Here is a 19,842-nt window from a genome sequence, read left to right as displayed (position 1 = left end):
GGAGGCGCCCGCCGGATCACGCCGTCAGCGCGGCGATCCGGGACTTGAGGCTCTGGCGGTTATGCGCATGGCAGATCGCGATCGCAAGAGCGTCCGCCGCATCGTTGCCCTTGAAGGTCACCTTCGGCATCAAGACCTTCAGCATCATGTGGATCTGCTGCTTTTCGCCGTGTCCGACGCCAATTACCGCCTTCTTGACTGCATTCGGCGCATATTCGGCGACCGGAAGGCCGGCGCGGGCGGGGACGAGCATGGCGATACCGCGCGCCTGACCGAGCTTCAGCGTCGCCACGGCATCCTTGTTGACGAAGGTCTGCTCCACCGCCGCCTCGTCCGGCTTGAAGGCATGGATGACCTCGGCAAGGCCGTCATGCAGCTGGCAGAGCCGCGAGGCGAGATCCATGTCGCCGTCCGAGATCACGGTACCGGAATCGACGAAGCGCAGCGAATTGCCAAGCGTTTCCACGATACCCCAGCCGGTGCGGCGGAGGCCGGGGTCGATGCCGATGATACGAATCGCTGTGGTCTGCATGAAGAAATCCTAATGACGATGGCGCGACGCTGCCAGCGAAATGTGAACAAAGAGGAAACAAAAAGAGAAGCCGAAAAGGCTACTCTTTAATTCCGCTTTTCGGCCGCTTACATGGAGTAGACCTGCAGGTCAGCCCGAGGCTTTTCCATGATTCCCTTCTCCCTCCTTGATCTCTCGCCAGTCACCGAAGGCAGCACGATCGGTGATGCGCTTAACAATTCGCGCCGGCTGGCCCAGGAGGCCGAGGCGCATGATTTCAAACGCGTCTGGCTGGCCGAGCATCACGGCATGATCGGCATTGCGAGCGCGGCCACCGCGCTGGTCATCTCCCACGTCGCCGCCGGCACGAAGACCATCCGTGTCGGTTCGGGCGGCATCATGCTGCCCAATCATTCGCCGCTTGTCATCGCTGAACAGTTCGGCACGCTCGAGGCGCTCTATCCGGGCCGCATCGATCTCGGCCTCGGCCGCGCGCCCGGCACGGATATGCGCACCGCCCAGGCGCTTCGCCGCAATCTCGAAGGCGGCGGCAATGATTTTCCGAACGATGTGGTGGAACTCCAGGCCCTGCTCGGGCCGGCCCAGCCGGGGCAGATCGTCGCCACCCCGGGTGAGGATGCCAAGGTGCCGATCTGGCTGCTCGGCTCCAGCCACTATAGCGCCCAGCTTGCTGGCATGCTCGGCCTTCCCTTTGCCTTCGCCTCGCATTTCGCGCCCGACATGCTGTTCTCGGCGCTGGAGATCTATCGCGAGCGGTTCGAGCCTTCCGCCGTGCTCGACAAGCCCTATGCCATGGTCGGCATCATGGGCGTCGGCGCGGATTCGGATGAGGAGGCGGACCATCTCTTCACCTCCATGCAACAGTCCTTCCTTGCGCTCCGGCGCAATGCGCGCGGCAAGTTCCCGCCGCCGGTCGAGAGCATGGAGGAACGCTGGAACGCCTCGGAGAAGGGCTTCGTCGACCATGCGATGACCTATGCGGTGGTTGGTGGGCCTGAAACGTTGAAGCGCAAGCTGCGGGCATTCCTCCAGGAAACCCAGGCGGACGAGCTGATCGTCTCGATGCCGATCTTCGACATGCAGGCCCGGCTCGCCTCCGTCCGCCATTTCGCTGCGGCCCGCGATGCGCTGGAGCAGGAGCGTGCTGCCCGCAGCGCCGCCTGAGCAAGCCAATAGATCACCAGACATGAAAAGAGCGCGCCCCGGCCCCCGGTGGCGCGCTCTTTGATGTTCAGATACTTGGATGCCTCAGGCCGAAAGCTTGGCCAGCACTTCGTCGGAAACTTCGAAATTGGCATAGACGGTCTGGACGTCGTCATCGTCCTCCAGCGTCTCGATGAGCTTCATCAGCGATTCCGCCCGCTCCTCGTCGACGGGAATCGTGTTCTGCGGCTTCCAGATCGCCTTGACGGTCTCGGCTTCGCCAAGCGTCGCTTCCAGGGCCTTCGACACCTCGCCGATATCCTCGAAGCCGCAGATGATGGTGTGGCCGTCCTCATCGCTGATCACGTCCTCGGCACCCGCCTCGATCGCCGCTTCCATCACGGCATCCGGGCTGCCGGCCGAAGCCTTGTAGATGATTTCGCCGACCCGGTCGAAGGAGAAGGAGACCGACCCGGTTTCGCCGAGCGCCCCACCGCCCTTGGTGAAGGTGGAGCGGACCGAGGAGGCGGTGCGGTTGCGGTTGTCGGTCAGGGCTTCGACGATGACGGCGACGCCGCCTGGGCCATAGCCTTCGTAGCGGACTTCGTCATAGCTTTCCCCATCGGCGCCCGACGCCTTCTTGATGGCGCGTTCGATATTGTCCTTGGGCATCGACTGCGCCTTGGCGTTCTGGATCGCCAGGCGCAGGCGGGCATTCATCGTGGGGTCCGGCAGGCCCGCCTTGGCAGCAACGGTGATTTCGCGCGCGAGCTTGGAAAACATCTTGGAGCGCACGGCGTCCTGGCGCCCCTTGCGATGCATGATGTTCTTGAACTGTGAATGGCCGGCCATGGCGCCCTCTTGCGGTCGTCTTATCGGGTTTTCGGGATGGGGGGCCTTATATGGCGCGGATCGCCGTCCGTCCAGCGGCGGCGATCGGCTTTTCGTCGGGAGTCGGGCCTTTTAAGGCGCCTACATGCCCTGCAGCACGACGATCTGCGGCTTGCTCGGCAGGCTGCGCAGCGAGACGGTGATGGTGGCGCTGTCGGAATAGCGGCGATCGAAACCGGCGCCGAACATGTCCAGGAAGCGGGTTACCTGCGGACCCGGCCGGTGCATGGGCAGGATGATCGCCGAGCGAAGCCGATTGACGACGCGCCCCATGCTGTCGGCGCCCATGGTCAGGCCGCCATCAACCGGCACCATCACCACGTCCAGCCGGCCGATCTCGGCATAGTCGCTGTCGTCGAGTTCGTGATGAAGATGGCCGAGATGGCCGATGCACAAGCCCGCCACTTCGAAGATGAAGATCGAATTGCCGTCCGGCTCCATGGCGCCGTAGCCGGAGCGGATATCGGTGGTGACATTGCGAATATAGGTGTCGCCGACCACCACATCATGATCGGCCGGCTGCCCCTCCTCGCCCCAACCATGCAGCACGGTCTTGATCTCCGGCCCGGGCGTCAGCGTGTAATGCGTCGAATGCGCCTTGTTCATCGTCACGACATCCGGCGTCCGCGGCGGGCGATGATAGCCGGAGTAATCCGTGGCGATCGAAATGCCGCCCGGGGTTTCGATGTGGAAGGTGGAGTGGCCGAGAAGGGTCAGCCGCACCACCCCGTCTTCCGCTGCCGCGAGACGAAACGAAGCATCAGATCGATCCGGGCTGTAACGGGCGAAGGTCACGCTCGGCAAGGACTGCGCGATGGCCTGGCACTGGCTGACGGCCGCAGCCTCCTGGGCGAGCGCAGGATCGTCAAGACCTGAAACAAACAGCGACAGGATCAAAAGCGAAGTCGGAAGACCATGGCGAAGCATGTGGCATCTCCTGCGCGTCGACCTCAACGGGCCTTCGCAGGATAGCTGGCGGGATTCCGACGTCCAGCAGTCGCGCATTCGTCGACCGTCACTTTTGCGTCATTGCCAGCTTAGGAATACGGCTTGTCCTGCAGCAGTTCAAGGCCGTCAGCCGTGGTGCCGAAGGCCACTTCGGTGACCTCATAATCGGCCACGCCATGAAGAGCGAAAGGATCGGTGGCGAGGAGCGCGTCAAGAGCGGAGCGTGCGCCCCTTGCCAGAATCACGCCACCCGTGCGCGGTACCTTCCGCCCTGATGCCAGGAAGATCCCCTGCTCATACCCCGTCGTAAGCCATGCGACATGGGCAGTCAGATGCGCATCCGCAGCCGCCGTACCATTGCGATAGGTGAGGGAAACGATGAACACGCTCAGCTCATCTCATGCTTATGCCCAAAAGGGCGGGATCGTCTCGGCCAGCCGCGGGCCGATGCGCAAGGGGGCGATTGCCTCGGCAAGGCCGGTGCGGTCGGAGATCTCGACGCCGAGCCCGCAGAGCGTCGCCGGGCCGGAGGCCGCCTCGAACCGGCCCTTCGGCATCTTGGAAATGAAGCGGTTGAGCGGCTCTTCCTTGTCCATGCCCAGCGACGAGTCATAGTCGCCGCACATGCCGGCGTCGGACAGATAGGCGGTGCCGCCATTCAGGATCTGGTGGTCGGCGGTCGGCACATGGGTGTGGGTACCGACGACGAGGCTCGCCCGCCCGTCGACGAAATGGCCGAAACATTGCTTTTCGCTGGTGGCTTCGGCGTGGAAGTCGAAGACAATCGCGTCCGCCTGTTCCTTCAGCGGGCAGGCGGCGAGGATCGCTTCGGCCGCCTTGAAGGGATCGTCGAGCTCGGGATGCATGAAGACCCGGCCCATAATGTTGGCCACCAGCACCCGCGCCCCGTTGCGGGCGAAATAGAGGCCCGAGCCGCGCCCGGGCGTGCCGGCCGGGTAATTGGCGGGGCGCAGAAACTGGTCGTGGCGTTCGCAGAAGACCACGGCCTCCTTCTGATCCCAGACATGATTGCCGGTCGTCACGACATCGGCGCCGGCATTGATGGTTTCGAGAAAGATCTCTTCGGTGATGCCGAACCCGCCGGCGGCGTTCTCGCCATTGACGATGACAAAATCCAGCTTCAGGTCGGCAACGAGGCCCGGCAGCTTTTCCCAGACGGCCGTGCGTCCGGTCTTGCCCACCATGTCACCGAGGAACAAAAGTCTCATAACGTATCGATCCCGCTTCCAATATCCGCAGCCCGTGCTCGGTCAGGATGGCGTCGAGCGGAATGTCATGCGGTTCGAAGGGCACTGATGCCACTTCCTGGCAGGCAAAGGCAATCCCGATCAGACGCGGCCGGTGCCCGAGCGCGATCAGCCGGGCGATGGCCCGGTCATAATGGCCGGCGCCATAGCCGATCCGATGGCCGGCCGCATCGAAGGCGGAGAGCGGGACGAAGACGATATTGGGCTCGAGGATCTCGGCCTGCTCGTCCGGCCCGGACGTGCCGAACCCGGTCTTGATCAGGGTCGCGCCCTCGGCATAGTCCCGGAAGACGATCGTTTCGCGGTCGAGCACCACCGGCAGGCAGATACGCGCGCCGCGCGCGCGCAGCCGCTCCAACAGCGGCCGAATATCGGCCTCCGAGCGGATTGGCCAGAAGCCCGCCACCACCGCACCGCGGACATGGTCGAGCGTCTCGCCGGCATGGGCGAGCATGGCGGCGGATGCGGCGTCGCGTTGCTCCGGCGTCATCTGGTCGCGCGCCGCCAGCCGTTCCGCCCGGATTGCCGCCTTCTTTTCCTTCGCCGTCAGCATGATCCGCCCCTGTTCCGCCTCCCGCTCTAAGTGCACCACCGCACCTTGTCCAGCGGCACGGATTTGGCGCTAGCCCCGGATGATCACGCGGCCGGTCTTGGCAAGAGAGAGTGCAAAGTCACGCTCGGCTTCCCAATCATGCGGCCCGCGATTTTCGCGCTTTCTGTAGAAAGTGGTGCTGGCCTTGAAGTCGAAGCCGAAGAGACGGATCTCGCTGTCGGTCAGTTCGACGAGCATATCGAGCGCCTTCGCCCCGACGGAGGACGGCGCGCCGAGCCGGGCATCGAGTGCGGCCACCATATCGAGCGGATAGAAGGCCTGGCCGGGATCGGTGGCAGTCTCCCGCTCCATCTTGCTCATCCAGACGGAAAAGGCGCGATCCAGGCTCCGGCGCTTCCAGCGCACCCGCCAGGTGGCACGGCGCAGGTTTTCCTCGAGGCTTGAACGGGTGCTGAAGCAATGGATATCCGTTCGCCGGCCTTGCGCGGCGGCGTGGATCGGTACGCCGGAATTGAGACGCACCACGCAGCCCCGGTCGATCTCCACGCCATGGGTCTGATCGAGCAGCGAGCGCGCATTGCCGACCAGCGAGATCGGCCGTCCGGCCACCACCGCCATCAAGGCCCGCCTCAGCGCTCCCTCTTCGTCCTCGCTCATCGCCCTTCCTTGACGGACGTCGTCCACTGCGGGGGCTCCTCGAAACGCATTTTCTACTTACTAAATATATGGCTAACCTATATAGGTTGCGCACCAATCTGTCGTTTCTAACTTACACTAAAACAAGCTGGCACGGCACACGCAATCATCTCAGGGCAGCCATGGCCAACCGATACGCCATTCTTTTCGCCAACCTCAAAGGAAATCTCGGTGACTTCGCGATCCTGCAGTCCATACTGGCGGATATTCACCGGCGTGATCCGGACGCGGCGATCGATGTCTATTCGCAGCCCTTCGTAGGGGTGGACAAGGCGCGGACCCAGGCCTTCTTCGCGGCAGCGCCGGCCTGCCACTACAAGGGGACGACGGAGAAGGCGCTCACGGTCACGGGGCCGGGGCGGATTCGGTTCCTGCGTACGCTCGGCCTGCTGCGGGCCTATGAGGAGCGGCGGATTGCGCGGCATGCGGCCGAGCTGACAGCCGCCATGGCCGCGGAGCTTTCCGCCTATCATACGGTCTTCATCGCCGGCGGCGCGCAATGGACCGGGGTGGACGCCGGCGTTTCCATGTTTGCCGATCTGCGCGCGGTGACCGGCCTCGGCGTCATGGTGAAGACCTATCCCTTCTCGGTCTCCTCCTCGCTGTTCAAGCTCAACACCAAGGCGCGGCTCGCCGAGGATTTCCGCCGCATCACCCCGCCCCTGATCGCCCGGGATTCGCAGACCCACCGCATGCTGGAAGAGATCGGCGTTCCGACCGTGCTCGGCGCCGACTGCGTCTTTGCGCTCGGCCCCAAGCCCGGCAGCACGGCGCTACCGGTGGGGCAGAAAGGCCGGCTGCTGTTCATCGTCACCAAGCAGAGCCGGACCGTGCTGGAACCGGCGCTGCGCACCGCGCTCGATGCAGGCTTCAAGCCCTTGCTTCTCACGACCTGCACGGAGGAGGATGCCGCCGTGCAGGCGCCGCTTGCCGAAGCCCTCGATCTACCCTTCCTCGCACCCCTGACCTGGCAGGAGGCGGTGGCGGAGATCGAGGCCAGCGAGCTGGTGATCACCAACCGGCTGCACGGCCTGATCCTCTCTTCCTTCGCCCCCAAGCCCGTGATACCGCTGACGGATCGACCCAAGGTGAAGGCCGTGACCCGCGATGCCGGCCTTCCGGTCAGTCTCGACACGCTTGTTGATCTGTCCGCAGACAGGCTGGCGCGAGCGCGGGCGGAGGCCGCCGAAATCGCCGCGGTGCTTGGCCGTTACCGGGCAGCGGCTCTGGGCACGACATGGAGCCCGTGGAGCACCAAACCTCGATTGCCGAAGGCGGCCAGCCCTGTGACGGGAGGTTAACGATCGAACCCTTTCTGACCCGGCTCGGGCGGCAGATCGACCTTGCGCAGCGGCGCCTGCGCTTTCGCCTGGCGGATTCGCGCTTCAATCCTCGCCGCATTCCGACGCTCGACCCTCAGCGCTTCGCTGGCTTGCGGGTGATCATCATCGGCCCGGCGGCAACGGTGGTCGAGGATCTCGCCGGCATCGATGTGGATGGGTTCGATGTGATCGTGCGGCTGAACAATGGCATTCCCCCCGCTCTCGCCGCGCCGGCGGTGCTCGGCGCGCGCACCGACATCCTGTTCCACAATCTCAACGAAACCGGCCCGCGCCCGGCCGGCGCCATCCCGCCTGAGCTTCTGCGCCGCGCGGGCGTCAAGATCTGCGTGTTTCCGCACTGGGGTTTCCAGGGCAACAAGCGGGCACTGGAGCGCAAACGGCGGGAACTGTCCGGCGTGTCGGAGGTGAGCCTGCAGGTTCCGCCGGCGCGCTTTTACGAAGGGCTGCGGCGCGATCTCGACGGATTGAAGCCGACGATCGGCTTGGTGGCGATCGCCTATTTCCTCGCCTGCCCCTTGCGCGAGCTGCAGATCCACGGCTTCACCTTTTTCCAGACGCGCTATCTGCCGGGCTATAATGACCAGGTAACGACGGATGAGGATGCGCGCCGCTGGGTGGGCTCGTCGGAACGTCATGATCCGGCGCGCGAACGCTTGCTGGTGCAGCAGACATTACAGCGGGCGCGAGACCGGGATCTTACCGTCACACTCGGCCGCCATGTCGAGACCCATCTCTGGGTATCGTGAGACCTCGGAAGGGTTAGAGAGCGCCGAGTTCCGGGATCGCCCGTTCGCACTCGCCCATCAGGCGGCGATAGCGCAGGATGTGAAAGCCACCCTTTCGGAGCGTCGACAGGCGCAGGCGCTGCCAGGGCTTGTTCGGCCCGTGGAAGTGCAGGATGCGGGGCGTTGCAGTCGCCCCTTCCACCGAAAGACCCGCCATGTCGCGCCGCTGCCGGGCAAGCCGGCCCCAGGAGCAGTTCCAGGCGGGATCGAGCGGCGTGATGCGGCCGTTGAAGACGAGATTGATGCGGTCCTGATCGACAGTCGGATAGCCTTGGGCTGCCTTCATGTCTTCCATGGCCGCCTGCAGCGCCGGCTCGGCGCGAATGGCATCGCAGTCCATGAGCAGCACGCCGGAATTGATGTAGTTCTCGAGGGATACGGTGCCGCCGAAGAGCGCGGCCTGCCGGGCAAGCTTGTCCTGCGCCCCTAAGGCTCGCCAACGCTGAACGGTGAAATCGCGCACGCCGGCAATCGGCCTGCCCTTGAGATCGATCGCGCCGGCCGTCGAGACATCGCCAGGCACCATCGTATCGCCGTCGATATAAAGGACACGGCCGCCGGTGATCCGGGGCAGGAACATGCGACCGAGCGCAGTGGGCGTGATAAAATTTTTCGGGCTTCTCGCCTCCCGCAGCCAGTCTTGCGGCAGGGCGAAGGGCTCGACGACATGGTGGGGGAAGCGCGCGGCAAGGGAAACGAGCGCCCGCTTCATGGCGTCGGTGAGATCGAGGCCGACGAACAGCAGCCGCACCGGCGTCTTGGCGTGCTTCAGCGCCGAAAAGGCAGAAAAGACGCTGGGCTTGAACAGGCCGCGGTCGGTGACGTAGGCGAGGGTCAGAGGCGCGGCCTGGCTCGCATGCCCGTCGGTCCTGTCCATCGCCTGCTCCTGCCCCTTCTGACCACGGCTCGCAGCGCCGCAGCTATGTCACCGACGACTATCGAAATGAGGCCGGTTTCGTCGAGCGCCAAATGAAGACATGGAGCCAGAAAGGCAAGGGGATCTCCTTGCGGAGGATCCGCAAGCGTCTTGGTTTTGATCGGAGGAGGAAGCAAGTGCGATCCACGACGACCGATGGAGATTTACGATCCTGGGTGCCTACAAACGTAGGTGGGCGCCATATGTCCAGGCCCACGAGCCTGGTCAGGGACAGCTCCCGTTGGATCGAGTATGGCCCCAGGGATTGTGGTTCCTGTCGGGAAGCGCAGACCGCAACGTCAATATAGAGGTGAAATCGTGATCCCGCCAGTGGGCGAACCGAGAATTGCCGCTCACTCGCCCGGGTGCTGGTCGCGGGCAGCGGCTGGACGGCCGGAGATGCGGGCGGCGATGCCGTGGATCTGCTGGGTCACGTCGGAAAGAGCCGCGGCGAGCGCCTCTTCGGCACGCTGCGTCTCGCTCAGCTGACCGTCGCGGCTGCGCTTCAGTCCGTCGAGCTCGGCTTCCAGCGCCGAAAGCCGCCGGTTTACTTCGGAGAGCTCGTCGGTGACCATGATTGCGGCCATGACGGTTAGCCTCAGATCACCGATTTCGCCGAACTGCCCTTTGAGATGGCTGACATATTGGTCGAAGCGGCCGGCGAGCTCGGTCAGGTGATCCTCCTGGCCCTCTTCGCATGCCATGCGATAGGCCTTGCCGTCGATCGTCACCGTGACCTGCGCCATTCAACCCTGCCTGCTCCCCATGCCGGGGTCCTGTTCATTCAGTGCCGGCGCTTACCGATCCAGCACCGCACGGATCGTTTCCATGGCGGTGACGAGGCGGCGCGAGACTTCGCGGTTCACCTCCTCCAGCCGGTTGGCGCGAAACTGCGACTGATCGAGCTCCTGGGCAAGCCGCGCGCGGTCCGTATTGACCCGGCGCACCTCGCCCTCGATTTCCGAACGGTCCCGCTCCCGGTCGAAGCGGCCGTCGATCACGCTTTCGAGGCTCGTCACCGCGCCCTTGAGCTCCTCGATTGCCGCTCTGACTGTCTTGCCTGCCGCCATATGCCCGCTTCCGATCACGCGATGAGGATCGATCCGAGGTTTGCGACCTGCGCGCAGCCCGAATCGGCCGGTCGCGCATTCGCCTGTTGAACGTCGATCCCATTCTTAGACCCAACTTCCCGACCAGCACAACGCTGCCACACCCGCTTCTGCGCGGAAGCTGTGGATCATGCTTCGTTTTCCTGCTTTCAAGCCCGCGGCGCGCGGGGGTCGAATTTGTTGACTCCCGCGGGCGAGGTGGTATGTCTCAGCCGCTTCTGATGCGGTCTTTGGAGGATAGAGACCGTTCCCTGTCTCACCAACGCTTAGCGGAACAGTCATGATCTCTAATCAGCAGAACGACCGGATGGCGAATGCGATCCGTTTCCTCGCCATGGACGCCGTGGAAAAGGCCAATTCCGGCCATCCCGGCCTGCCCATGGGCGCCGCAGACATCGCCACGGTCCTCTTCACCCAATATCTGAAGTTCGACCCGAAGAACCCCCACTGGCCGGACCGCGACCGCTTCGTGCTCTCCGCCGGCCATGGTTCCATGCTGCTCTACTCGCTGCTCTATTTGACGGGCTATGAGGATATGAGCATCGAGGACATCAAGCAGTTCCGCCAGCTCGGCTCCAAGACCGCCGGCCATCCCGAATATGGCCATGCCACCGGCATCGAGACCACCACCGGCCCGCTCGGCCAGGGCATCGCCAATGCCGTCGGCATGGCGATCGCCGAGCGTAAGCTTTCGGAAGAATTCGGCAGCGACCTGCAGGACCACTACACCTATGCTCTGTGCGGTGACGGCTGCCTCATGGAAGGCATCAGCCACGAAGCGATCGCGCTGGCCGGCCATCTGAAGCTCAACAAGCTGGTTCTCTTCTGGGACAACAATTCGATCACCATTGACGGTGCGGTTTCGCTTTCGGACTCGACCGATCAGATCGCCCGTTTCAAGGCCGTGCACTGGAACACGATCGAGGTCGACGGCCATGACCAGCAGGCGATCGCCGAGGCGATCGAAGCCGCGCACAAGTCCGACCGCCCGACCTTCATCGCCTGCAAGACGGTGATCGGCTTCGGCGCGCCGAACAAGGCTGGCACCCACAAGGTTCACGGTTCGCCGCTCGGCGCCGAGGAGATTGCCGCGACCCGCAAGGCGCTGAACTGGGAAGGCGAAGCTTTCGAAACGCCGGCCGACGTCCTCGACGCCTGGCGTGCAGCCGGCGAGCGCTCGGTCCAGGCCCGCAAGGCCTGGGAAGCCCGGCTCGCCGCTGCCGATGAGGCCAAGAAGGCCGAGTTCACCCGCCGCTTCGCCGGCGCTCTCCCGGCCGATTTCGATGCGTCGATCGATGCCTACAAGAAGAAGCTCGCCGAAAACCCGCCGACGGTCGCCACCCGCAAGGCCTCCGAGGACGCGCTGGAAGTGATCAACGGCGTGGTCGTCGAAACGCTTGGCGGCTCGGCCGACCTGACGCCGTCGAACAACACCAAGACCAGCCAGATGAAGTCGATCACCCCGACCGATTTCTCCGGCCGCTACATGCACTGGGGCATCCGCGAGCACGGCATGGCCGCGGCCATGAACGGCGTGTCGCTGCATGGCGGCCTCATCCCCTATTCCGGCGGCTTCATGATCTTCTCGGACTATTGCCGTCCGTCGATCCGCCTGGCCGCGCTGATGGGGATCCGCGTCGTCCACGTTCTGACGCATGACTCGATCGGCGTTGGCGAAGACGGTCCGACGCATGAGCCTGTCGAGCATCTGGCCGCCCTGCGCGCCATTCCGAACCTGCTCATCTTCCGCCCGGCCGATGCGGTCGAAACCGCGGAATGCTGGCAGCTGGCACTGAAGGAAGACAAGCGGCCCTCCGGCCTGGCGCTGACCCGCCAGAATCTCGCACCGGCGCGCACGACCTATGTGGCTGAGAACCTCTCGGCCAAAGGCGCCTACGAGCTCATCGCCGCCGAGGATGCCAAGGTGTCGATCTTCGCTTCCGGTTCGGAAGTGGAACTCGCGGTGAAGGCTGCGGGCGATCTCAAGGCCAAGGGTATTGCCGCCCGCGTCGTCTCCGTGCCCTGCTTCGAATTGTTTGAAGAGCAGCCCGAGGACTATCAGGCCTCGGTCATCGGCACCGCTCCGGTCAAGATCGCCATCGAAGCCGCCGTCCGCCAGGGCTGGGATCGCTTCATCGATTCCGACGGCACCTTCATCGGCATGCACTCCTTCGGCGCCTCCGGCCCGGCCAAGGAGCTCTTCAAGCACTTCGGCATCACCTCCGATGCCATCGTGGCCGCTGCCGAGGCCGAACTGGCCTGACACGCTCAAGTCGGGGCATGCACGCCGTGCATGCCCCATGTTCACCCCGCCTTTCCAAGGCATGCCTTCTCAAAGGAGAGAGCTTCCATGACCGTGAAAGTTGCCATCAACGGGTTCGGCCGCATCGGGCGCAATGTGCTGCGCGCCATCGTCGAATCCGGCCGGACCGATATCGAAGTCGTTGCCATCAACGACCTCGGTCCGGTCGAGACCAATGCCCATTTGCTGCGCTATGACTCCATCCACGGCAAGTTCCCGGCGAGCGTCGAGGTTCAGGGCGATTCGATCATCGTCAACGGCGGCAAGCCGATCAAGGTGACCGCCGTCCGCAACCCGGCCGAACTGCCGCACACGGATCTCGGCGTCGATATCGCGCTCGAATGCACCGGCATCTTCACTGCGCGCGACAAGGCCGCTGCCCACCTGCAGGCCGGCGCCAAGAGCGTCATCATCTCCGCCCCGGGCGACGGCGCCGATCTGACGGTCGTCTACGGCGTCAACCACGACAAGCTGACCAAGGACCACACGGTCATCTCCAACGCCTCCTGCACCACCAACTGCCTGGTGCCGGTGGTGAAGGTGCTGAACGACGCGATCGGCATCGATCACGGCTTCATGACCACGATCCACTCCTATACCGGCGACCAGCCGACGCTCGACACCATGCACAAGGACCTGTACCGCGCCCGCGCCGCAGCCCTGTCCATGATCCCGACCTCGACCGGCGCCGCCAAGGCCGTCGGCCTGGTTCTCCCCGAGCTCAAGGGCAAGCTGGACGGCACCTCGATCCGCGTGCCGACCCCGAACGTCTCGGTCGTTGATTTCAAGTTCGTCGCCAAGCGCGCCACCTCGGTCCAGGAAGTCAACGAGGCGATCAAGGCTGCGGCCGACGGTCCGCTGAAGGGCATCCTCGGCTACACCGAAGAGCCGCTGGTCTCGCGTGACTTCAACCATGACAGCCATTCCTCGATCTTCGCCATCGACCAGACCAAGGTCCTCGAAGGCAATTTCGTCCGTATCCTGTCCTGGTACGACAATGAATGGGGCTTCTCGAACCGCATGTGCGACACGGCCGTCGCACTCGGCAAGCTCCTCTAAGTTCTGACCGAGCCCCGGGCGGCCACCGCCCGGGGCTTTTCCTTGCCGGGGCATGCAGCGCCCGGATCGCGGTTGCGAGGGTCCGACCATTTTTCGTCCGCTGGAGCAGAAGACGGTCCGCTGGAGGCCGATCGAGGGCACGGGGCTCGAACATGTGACGCTGACCCCTTCGGCCGGCGCCGAAACCGGTATCCGCGCTGAGGGCGTGGTGATCGGCGATCGCGGTGGGCGGCCCTATGGCGTGACCTACCGGATCGACTGCACGGCCGACTGGACCGTTCTGGCGCTGACGCTGGCGACAACCGACGGCATCACGCTCATGCTGAAGGCCGATGGGCTCGGTCGCTGGCAGGATGGAGACGGCGCCGCCCTCCCCGCCTTCGACGGTTGTATCGACATCGATCTCGCCGGCTCGCCGCTGACCAATACGCTGCCGATCCGCCGCCTCGGCCTTCGCCCGGGCGACGGCACGCGCCGGCTCGACATGGTCTACATCCCCTTCGACGACTTCGTGCCGCTGCGCGACCGCCAACTCTACACCTGCCTCGAGGCCGGCCGGCTCTACCGATACGAGTCCGACGACCGTAGCTTCACCGCCGAGCTTCCCGTCGATGAGGACGGCCTCGTCACGGATTATCCCACCCTTTTCGCCCGACTCTGAACCGGAGAGACAGATATGACCTTCAAGACCCTCGATGATCTCACCGACATCGCCGGCAAGCGCGTGCTGGTGCGCGTCGACCTCAATGTGCCGACCAAGGACGGCAAGGTGACCGACGCCACCCGGATCGAGCGCGTCGTGCCGACCATCCGCGAACTGTCTGAAAAAGGCGCCAAGGTCATCCTGCTCGCCCATTTCGGCCGTCCGAACGGCGAACCGGTTGCCGACATGTCGCTGAAGCCGATCGCCGCTGCCGTCGAGGATATTCTCGACCAGCGCGTCCATTTCGCCGCGGAGGCGATCGGCGACAAGGCGGCCTCCGCCATCGCCGCTCTGCAGAACGGCGACATCCTGCTCCTGGAGAACACCCGCTTCTACAAGGGCGAGGAAAAGAACGATCCGGCCTTTACGCAAGCGCTCGCCGCCAATGGCGACATCTTCGTCAACGACGCCTTCTCCGCCGCCCATCGCGCCCATTCCTCCACCGAGGGGCTGGCGCACCACCTGCCCGCCTATGCCGGCCGCACCATGCAGGCCGAGCTGGAGGCGCTGGAAAAGGGTCTCGGCAATCCGAAGCGTCCGGTGGTCGCCATCGTCGGCGGTGCCAAGGTGTCCACCAAGATCGACCTGTTGAAGAACCTCGTGAAGAAGGTCGACGCGTTGGTGATCGGCGGCGGCATGGCCAATACCTTCCTGGCCGCGCAGGGCATCGATGTTGGCAAGTCGCTCTGCGAGCATGACCTTGCCGAGACCGCGCGCGCCATCGATGCGGAAGCCAAGGCCTCCGGCTGCACCATTGTCCTGCCCGTCGATGGCGTCGTCGCCCGCGAATTTAAGGCAGGTGCCGAGAACGAGGTCGTGGACATCACCGCCATCCCGGCCGATGCCATGGTCCTCGATGTCGGGCCGAAGTCGATCGCGACCGTGAACGAATGGGTGAGCAAGGCGGAGACCCTGGTCTGGAACGGACCGCTCGGCGCCTTCGAGATCGCCCCCTTCGACAAGGCGACGGTCGCAGTCGCCAAACACGCCGCCGCCCGCACCAAGAGTGGCGCGCTTGTCTCCGTCGCCGGCGGCGGCGACACGGTCTCGGCCATGAACCATGCGGCCGTTGCCGATGATCTCAGCTATGTCTCGACCGCGGGCGGGGCCTTCCTGGAATGGATGGAAGGCAAGCCGCTGCCCGGCGTCGATGTTCTGCACACGGCCTGATTGCGGCCGTTTCCCGGCGTGCTTCGCGCGCCGGGCTCTGCTGCTTGGGTCATTCGCCCAACGTTCTGGCAAGCGCTCATAAAGGGCAATAAATTCAAACGATTAAATTTATTTCAATCGATTTGGCCGTTTTAGGGCCTGTTTGATTTGGGTTGTTCTTCTGCTACCCAATCATCACCAACCGTCGTGACGAGGAAGCAGACATGACCGAGAGACTGGACGACATCGCCGCCGCCATGATGGCCAAGGGACAGGGCCTTTTGGCCGCCGACGAATCTTCTGGAACGATCGCAAAGCGCTTCGACACGATCGGCCTGGAGTCGACCGAGACCTCGCGCCGCGACTATCGCGAAATGCTGTTTCGCGCCGAGGAGGCGATGAAGGCCTCGATCTCCGGCGTGATCCTCTATGAAGAGACCCTGTTCCAGAAGGCGGCCGATGGTACGCCCTTCGTCGACATCATCCGCGACGCTGGCGCCGTCCCCGGCATCAAGGTCGACATCGGCGCCAAGCCGATGGCCGGCTTTCCAGGCGAAACCATCACCGAGGGCCTCGACGGGCTCGCCGACCGACTGAAATCCTATTACGAGGCCGGCGCCCGCTTCGCCAAGTGGCGCGGCGTCATTGCCATTTCCGATACGCTCCCGAGCTATGGCGCCGTCAAGGCCAATGCCCATGCGCTCGCCCGCTATGCCGCACTCTGCCAGCAGGCTGGCATCGTGCCGATCGTCGAGCCGGAAGTGCTGATGGATGGCGCGCCCGGCACCCATTCGATCGCCCGCTCCGAAGAGGTGACGGAAGAGACGCTGCGCGTCGTCTTCGAGGAGCTGGCCGACGCCCGCGTTTCGCTGGAAGGCATGATCCTGAAGCCGAGCATGGTCATCGACGGTCGCAAGGCGCGCGTCGCGTCGGTCGACGAGGTCGCCGAGCGCACGGTGAAGGTGCTGAAGCGCACCGTTCCCTCCGCGGTTCCGGGCATCGCCTTCCTTTCCGGCGGCCAGACGACGGAAGAATCGACCGCTCATCTCTCCGCGATGATCGCCCAATACACTCTGCCCTGGACGCTGACCTTCTCCTATGGCCGCGCGCTGCAGGCCGAGGCGCTTGCCGCCTGGCAGGGCAAGTCCGAGAATGTCGCCGCCGGCCAGCGCGCCTTCACCCACCGCGCCCGCATGTGCAGCCTGGCCGCGCTTGGCGGCTGGAAGAAGGACCTCGAAAAGGCTGCCTGAGTTCCGCCCCCCGTGGTCCGGTCGCGCGGGGAGGCGCTGATCGACCACAGGAGCAGGGGAGCGAGGAGAGGCTCGGCAAGCAGGCTTGCCGAGCCTCCATTCGTTTTGGGGGCTGCTCCCCACCCCGCGCGCCGCAAGCTTGTCATGGTGACAAGTTCTCCGTTTGCGCGACCCAAAGCCTGATTTAGCAAAGAGTGATCGCGGGACGAACAGGCTCGCCCGTCCCTCACCGGAGATCACCATGCCGTCTTATGAGTTCATCACCGTCGACGTCTTCACCGACCGCCGCTTCGCCGGCAATCCGCTGCTGGTCGTGCCGGATGCCCGGGGCTTGAGCGATGACGACATGCAGGCGATCGCCCGCGAGATCAATTATTCCGAATCTACCTTCGTGCTGCCGCCACGCGATCCCGCTCATGATGCGGAGGTCCGCATTTTCACGCCGGTGACCGAAGTACCCTTTGCCGGCCACCCCAATGTCGGCACCGCCTTCGTGCTCGGACGGCAGGCCGAGATCTTCGGCAAGCCGCCCGGCGACGCGCTCGTCTTCGAGGAAAAGGCCGGACTGGTCGCAATCTCGCTTCGGCTTGACGCGAGCAGGGCGGTGAACGGCGCGGCGATCGTTGCGCCGGAGGCCTTCTCGCAGCAGCCCGGCCCGAGCCCTGCCATTCTGGCCGCAGCGCTCAACATTGCGCCGGAAGCGATTGCCACCGACCATCATCTGCCGGTCATCGCCTCGGTCGGCCTCCCCTTCATCGTCGCGGCGCTGAAGAATCTCGAGACCCTCGGTGCGGCTGGCCCCGACCGGCAGCGCTTCGCCGCGGCCGACCGGCAGTTCCCGACCCGCGACGGACAGTTCTGCACCTTCCTCTATGTCCGCGACGCCGCCGACCCGTCGAAGATCCGGGCCCGCATGTTCGCCCCGCTCGACAATGTGCCGGAGGATCCGGCAACCGGCAGCGCCTCCGGCGCACTGGCCGGCCTGCTCGCCGCGCTCGACCCAGCCGAGGATCTGACCCTCGAACTGACGATCGACCAGGGCGTCGAGATGGGACGGCCGAGCCGGCTGGACCTCGTCGCGGAGAAGAGCGCCGGCGTGGTGAGACGCGTAACGATCGCCGGCCAGTGCGTCGACGTCATGCGCGGCGCGATCTCCCTCTAGCTGTCGTCAGGGCCTCACGAGCACGGTCAGCATCATCGCCGCGAGCGCAAAGACGGCGATCTTCCAGACGTCACCACGCCGCTTGAGCCCCAGAATGCCGAGCGGCTTGACGAGATGCAGGGCCATCATGGCCATGAGCAGCAGCGCGAGGGCCTTGGACATTCGCGGGGGATCTCCATCATGCGGGGGTTGCGGCGTGGCGCGTGGGTGGGGGTACGCGGCGCATTCCGGCTGGCATTTCCGGCCGGCTCGCCTTACCTTCACGCTCCGCAGCCCGGACGCAAGCAGAACCCGTATGAAAAACCTGATCCCTGTCGCCTCCCTCCTGCTCGGCACGCTCTTTCTCTTTCTGGGCAATGGGCTGCACAGCCTTCTGCTGCCGATGCGCGGCACGGCGGAAGGTTATTCCGCGACCCTGCTCGGCCTGCTCGGCACCTCCTGGGCAAGCGGCTTCGTGCTCGGTTGCCTGCTCGCGCCCAGCATCGTGCGCCGCGCCGGCCATATCCGCGCCTTCAGCATCTTTTCCTCCTTTCTCGCCATCATCGCGCTCCTGACCGGCATCTTGGTCGATCCGATCTGGTGGGTGCTGCTCAGGACCGTCACGGGCTTTTCGACCGCCGGCACCTCGATGATCATCGAAAGCTGGCTGAACGAGCGGGCGACAAATGAGAGCCGTGGGGCGATCTTTTCGCTCTATATCGCCATCACCCTGTTCGGCGTGGTCGGCGGCCAGCTGATCGTTCCCTTCGGCGATATCGCCACCACCGTGCTCTTCATGATCTGCGGCATCGTCTACTGCCTCTCCATGCTGCCGACGCTGGTCTCCACCGCAGTCTCGCCGCAGCCGCTAAAGCAGGTGAAGCTCGATCTCGGTGGGCTTTATCGCAATTCGCCGGTCTCCTTCCTCGGCATTCTGATGGTCGGCATCGCCAATGGCGCCTATGGCACGCTGGCCGCGGTCTTCGCCAAGCGCGCCGGCCTGACCGATGCGGATGTGGCCCTGATGGTCTCCTCGGTGATCTTCGTCGGCGCCATGGCGCAATTTCCGGCCGGTCGGCTCTCGGACCGCATGGACCGGCGCTATGTGCTGGCCGCACTCGCGAGCGTCGCGGCGCTGGCCGGGTTGCTGATCTTCTTCTTCGAACCCTCGAACACGACGATGCTCTTCACGCTTGTCTGCCTCTATGGTGCCGCGGCCAATGCGCTCTATCCCATCGCCGCCTCGCATGCGAACGACTTCGCGGCTCCGGAAGACTTCGTGAAAGTGTCCGGCGGGCTCCTGCTGCTCTATGGCGTCGGCACCATCATCGGGCCGACGCTCGGCGGGCCGATCATGAGCGCTATGGGACCCTATTCGCTGTTCATGATCACCGCCTGCGCCCATGTTCTGGTCGCGGGCTATGCAATCTTCCGCTCGCGCCGCCGGGCGCCCGTGCCGGTCGAGTCCCGCGATAGTTATGCCACGACCATGTCGGCGACCGGCACGCTGAGCACGCCGGAAAGCCTGAGCCTGTCGCCTCGGGCCATGACGGCCGCCGAGCCGACTGCCCCGCAGGCGGCCAATCCAGAGGCATTGATCGAGCCGGACGACAGCAAGGAGGCAAAAGCGCATGACACTGCCGGAGGATGACCGCCCAGCCCGCAAAACGGCGCATGAGATCGGCGCCGATCTCTCGCTGCTCTCGGCCGATGAGCTGACCGCGCGCATCGCGCTGCTCGAGGCGGAGATCGCGCGGCTCGCCGCTGAACGTGAGCGGAAGGCGGGTAGCCGCGCCGCAGCCGAACGCTTCTTCAAGTAAGCGCTTTGCGATTAACCGGCGGTTAAGCATTCTGCTTTATAGATGGGGACATCCAGATCGCTCTGGACGCAGACACTTCCTTTCGAGGAACCGTCTGATTTCTCCCTGTTTTACCTTGAGAGCCGCTTTCAGCGGCTCTTTTTTTGCCCCAATTTGGCCCAAGACCCGGCTCACACAGAAAAGACTGTGCCGATGGAAGGGTTTCGGCTAGAGAGCGCGCGTCTGCCTGGGGGT

Annotated in this window: 22 protein-coding genes and 1 other RNA gene; 11 read left to right on the top strand and 12 right to left on the bottom strand. The window is 64.6% G+C overall.

What is annotated here, in order from left to right; translation table 11 throughout:
- Window positions 1-16: 16 nt before the first annotated feature.
- Entirely contained in the window at window positions 17-532 is a 516-nt protein-coding gene (gene ruvC / locus ACLE20_RS08075) for a crossover junction endodeoxyribonuclease RuvC (protein ID WP_410939749.1), read from the bottom strand.
- A 147-nt stretch (window positions 533-679) separates the two neighbouring features.
- Between ruvC and ACLE20_RS08070 the strand changes: the two genes are divergently transcribed.
- Entirely contained in the window at window positions 680-1,696 is a 1,017-nt protein-coding gene (locus tag ACLE20_RS08070) for an LLM class flavin-dependent oxidoreductase (RefSeq protein ID WP_410939748.1), read from the top strand.
- Between the two features lie 84 nt (window positions 1,697-1,780).
- Here the strand turns inward: ACLE20_RS08070 and ACLE20_RS08065 are convergent, their stop codons facing one another.
- From ACLE20_RS08065 to ACLE20_RS08040, 6 genes are all read right to left on the bottom strand, one after another.
- Window positions 1,781-2,527: a YebC/PmpR family DNA-binding transcriptional regulator gene (locus tag ACLE20_RS08065; RefSeq protein WP_410939747.1), complete on the bottom strand. Its 747-nt coding sequence runs from the start codon at window positions 2,525-2,527 to the stop codon at window positions 1,781-1,783.
- Window positions 2,528-2,647: 120 nt separating this feature from the next.
- Window positions 2,648-3,493, bottom strand: coding sequence for an MBL fold metallo-hydrolase (locus ACLE20_RS08060; protein WP_410939746.1), 846 nt, complete (start codon window positions 3,491-3,493; stop codon window positions 2,648-2,650).
- Between the two features lie 110 nt (window positions 3,494-3,603).
- Entirely contained in the window at window positions 3,604-3,900 is a 297-nt protein-coding gene (locus tag ACLE20_RS08055; protein WP_410939745.1) for a YciI family protein, read from the bottom strand.
- Window positions 3,901-3,918: 18 nt separating this feature from the next.
- A complete protein-coding gene (locus tag ACLE20_RS08050; protein ID WP_410939744.1) occupies window positions 3,919-4,743 on the bottom strand; it encodes a TIGR00282 family metallophosphoesterase in 825 nt (274 codons plus the stop codon).
- Window positions 4,721-5,332, bottom strand: coding sequence for a 5-formyltetrahydrofolate cyclo-ligase (locus ACLE20_RS08045; RefSeq protein WP_410939902.1), 612 nt, complete (start codon window positions 5,330-5,332; stop codon window positions 4,721-4,723). Before ACLE20_RS08045 ends, ACLE20_RS08050 begins: the two co-directional genes overlap by 23 nt.
- Window positions 5,333-5,404: 72 nt before the next feature.
- Window positions 5,405-5,992: a hypothetical protein gene (locus tag ACLE20_RS08040; protein WP_410939743.1), complete on the bottom strand. Its 588-nt coding sequence runs from the start codon at window positions 5,990-5,992 to the stop codon at window positions 5,405-5,407.
- A gap of 161 nt (window positions 5,993-6,153) precedes the next feature.
- Here ACLE20_RS08040 and ACLE20_RS08035 point away from each other — a divergent pair, with 161 nt between their 5' ends.
- Window positions 6,154-7,332: a polysaccharide pyruvyl transferase family protein gene (locus ACLE20_RS08035; RefSeq protein WP_410939742.1), complete on the top strand. Its 1,179-nt coding sequence runs from the start codon at window positions 6,154-6,156 to the stop codon at window positions 7,330-7,332.
- On the top strand, window positions 7,278-8,120 hold the full coding sequence (locus ACLE20_RS08030) for a hypothetical protein (RefSeq protein ID WP_410939741.1): 843 nt from the start codon (window positions 7,278-7,280) through the stop codon (window positions 8,118-8,120). The genes ACLE20_RS08035 and ACLE20_RS08030 overlap by 55 nt, the downstream gene beginning before the upstream one ends.
- A gap of 13 nt (window positions 8,121-8,133) precedes the next feature.
- Here ACLE20_RS08030 and ACLE20_RS08025 read toward each other — a convergent pair whose 3' ends face one another.
- The 4 genes from ACLE20_RS08025 to ACLE20_RS08010 all read right to left on the bottom strand — a co-directional run bounded on the left by ACLE20_RS08025 (window position 8,134) and on the right by ACLE20_RS08010 (window position 10,145).
- Complete coding sequence (locus ACLE20_RS08025; protein WP_410939740.1) at window positions 8,134-9,036, bottom strand: glycosyltransferase family 8 protein; 903 nt, start codon at window positions 9,034-9,036, stop codon at window positions 8,134-8,136.
- Between the two features lie 176 nt (window positions 9,037-9,212).
- A non-coding RNA gene (ssrS, locus tag ACLE20_RS08020) (6S RNA) lies at window positions 9,213-9,371 on the bottom strand.
- 57 nt (window positions 9,372-9,428) lie between these two features.
- Window positions 9,429-9,821 (bottom strand): cell division protein ZapA, encoded by a 393-nt coding sequence (locus tag ACLE20_RS08015; protein WP_410939739.1) that lies wholly within the window; start codon window positions 9,819-9,821, stop codon window positions 9,429-9,431.
- 51 nt (window positions 9,822-9,872) lie between these two features.
- Window positions 9,873-10,145 (bottom strand): DUF4164 domain-containing protein, encoded by a 273-nt coding sequence (locus ACLE20_RS08010; protein WP_410939738.1) that lies wholly within the window; start codon window positions 10,143-10,145, stop codon window positions 9,873-9,875.
- Between the two features lie 319 nt (window positions 10,146-10,464).
- Here ACLE20_RS08010 and tkt point away from each other — a divergent pair, with 319 nt between their 5' ends.
- From tkt to ACLE20_RS07980, 6 genes are all read left to right on the top strand, one after another.
- Window positions 10,465-12,447, top strand: a complete 1,983-nt coding sequence (gene tkt / locus ACLE20_RS08005) for a transketolase (protein WP_410939737.1) — start codon at window positions 10,465-10,467, stop codon at window positions 12,445-12,447.
- An 87-nt stretch (window positions 12,448-12,534) separates the two neighbouring features.
- Entirely contained in the window at window positions 12,535-13,545 is a 1,011-nt protein-coding gene (gene gap / locus ACLE20_RS08000; protein WP_410939736.1) for a type I glyceraldehyde-3-phosphate dehydrogenase, read from the top strand.
- 88 nt (window positions 13,546-13,633) lie between these two features.
- Window positions 13,634-14,206 carry a putative glycolipid-binding domain-containing protein gene (locus ACLE20_RS07995; protein WP_410939901.1) on the top strand — a complete coding sequence of 191 codons (573 nt, stop codon included), beginning with the start codon at window positions 13,634-13,636 and terminating at the stop codon, window positions 14,204-14,206.
- A gap of 15 nt (window positions 14,207-14,221) precedes the next feature.
- Window positions 14,222-15,418: a phosphoglycerate kinase gene (locus ACLE20_RS07990; protein ID WP_410939735.1), complete on the top strand. Its 1,197-nt coding sequence runs from the start codon at window positions 14,222-14,224 to the stop codon at window positions 15,416-15,418.
- A gap of 203 nt (window positions 15,419-15,621) precedes the next feature.
- Complete coding sequence (locus tag ACLE20_RS07985; RefSeq protein WP_410939734.1) at window positions 15,622-16,647, top strand: class I fructose-bisphosphate aldolase; 1,026 nt, start codon at window positions 15,622-15,624, stop codon at window positions 16,645-16,647.
- 241 nt (window positions 16,648-16,888) lie between these two features.
- Window positions 16,889-17,809, top strand: a complete 921-nt coding sequence (locus tag ACLE20_RS07980) for a PhzF family phenazine biosynthesis protein (RefSeq protein ID WP_410939733.1) — start codon at window positions 16,889-16,891, stop codon at window positions 17,807-17,809.
- Window positions 17,810-17,815: 6 nt separating this feature from the next.
- Here ACLE20_RS07980 and ACLE20_RS07975 read toward each other — a convergent pair whose 3' ends face one another.
- Window positions 17,816-17,971, bottom strand: a complete 156-nt coding sequence (locus ACLE20_RS07975) for a hypothetical protein (protein WP_410939732.1) — start codon at window positions 17,969-17,971, stop codon at window positions 17,816-17,818.
- A 133-nt stretch (window positions 17,972-18,104) separates the two neighbouring features.
- Here ACLE20_RS07975 and ACLE20_RS07970 point away from each other — a divergent pair, with 133 nt between their 5' ends.
- Complete coding sequence (locus tag ACLE20_RS07970) at window positions 18,105-19,439, top strand: MFS transporter (RefSeq protein WP_410939731.1); 1,335 nt, start codon at window positions 18,105-18,107, stop codon at window positions 19,437-19,439.
- Window positions 19,420-19,608, top strand: a complete 189-nt coding sequence (locus ACLE20_RS07965; RefSeq protein ID WP_410939730.1) for a DUF1192 domain-containing protein — start codon at window positions 19,420-19,422, stop codon at window positions 19,606-19,608. Before ACLE20_RS07970 ends, ACLE20_RS07965 begins: the two co-directional genes overlap by 20 nt.
- Window positions 19,609-19,842 lie beyond the last annotated feature (234 nt).

Source organism: Rhizobium sp. YIM 134829 (genome assembly GCF_046546455.1).
The sequence above is the reverse complement of the archived record's forward strand: the minus strand, read 5'-3'. Positions and strand labels throughout refer to the sequence as shown.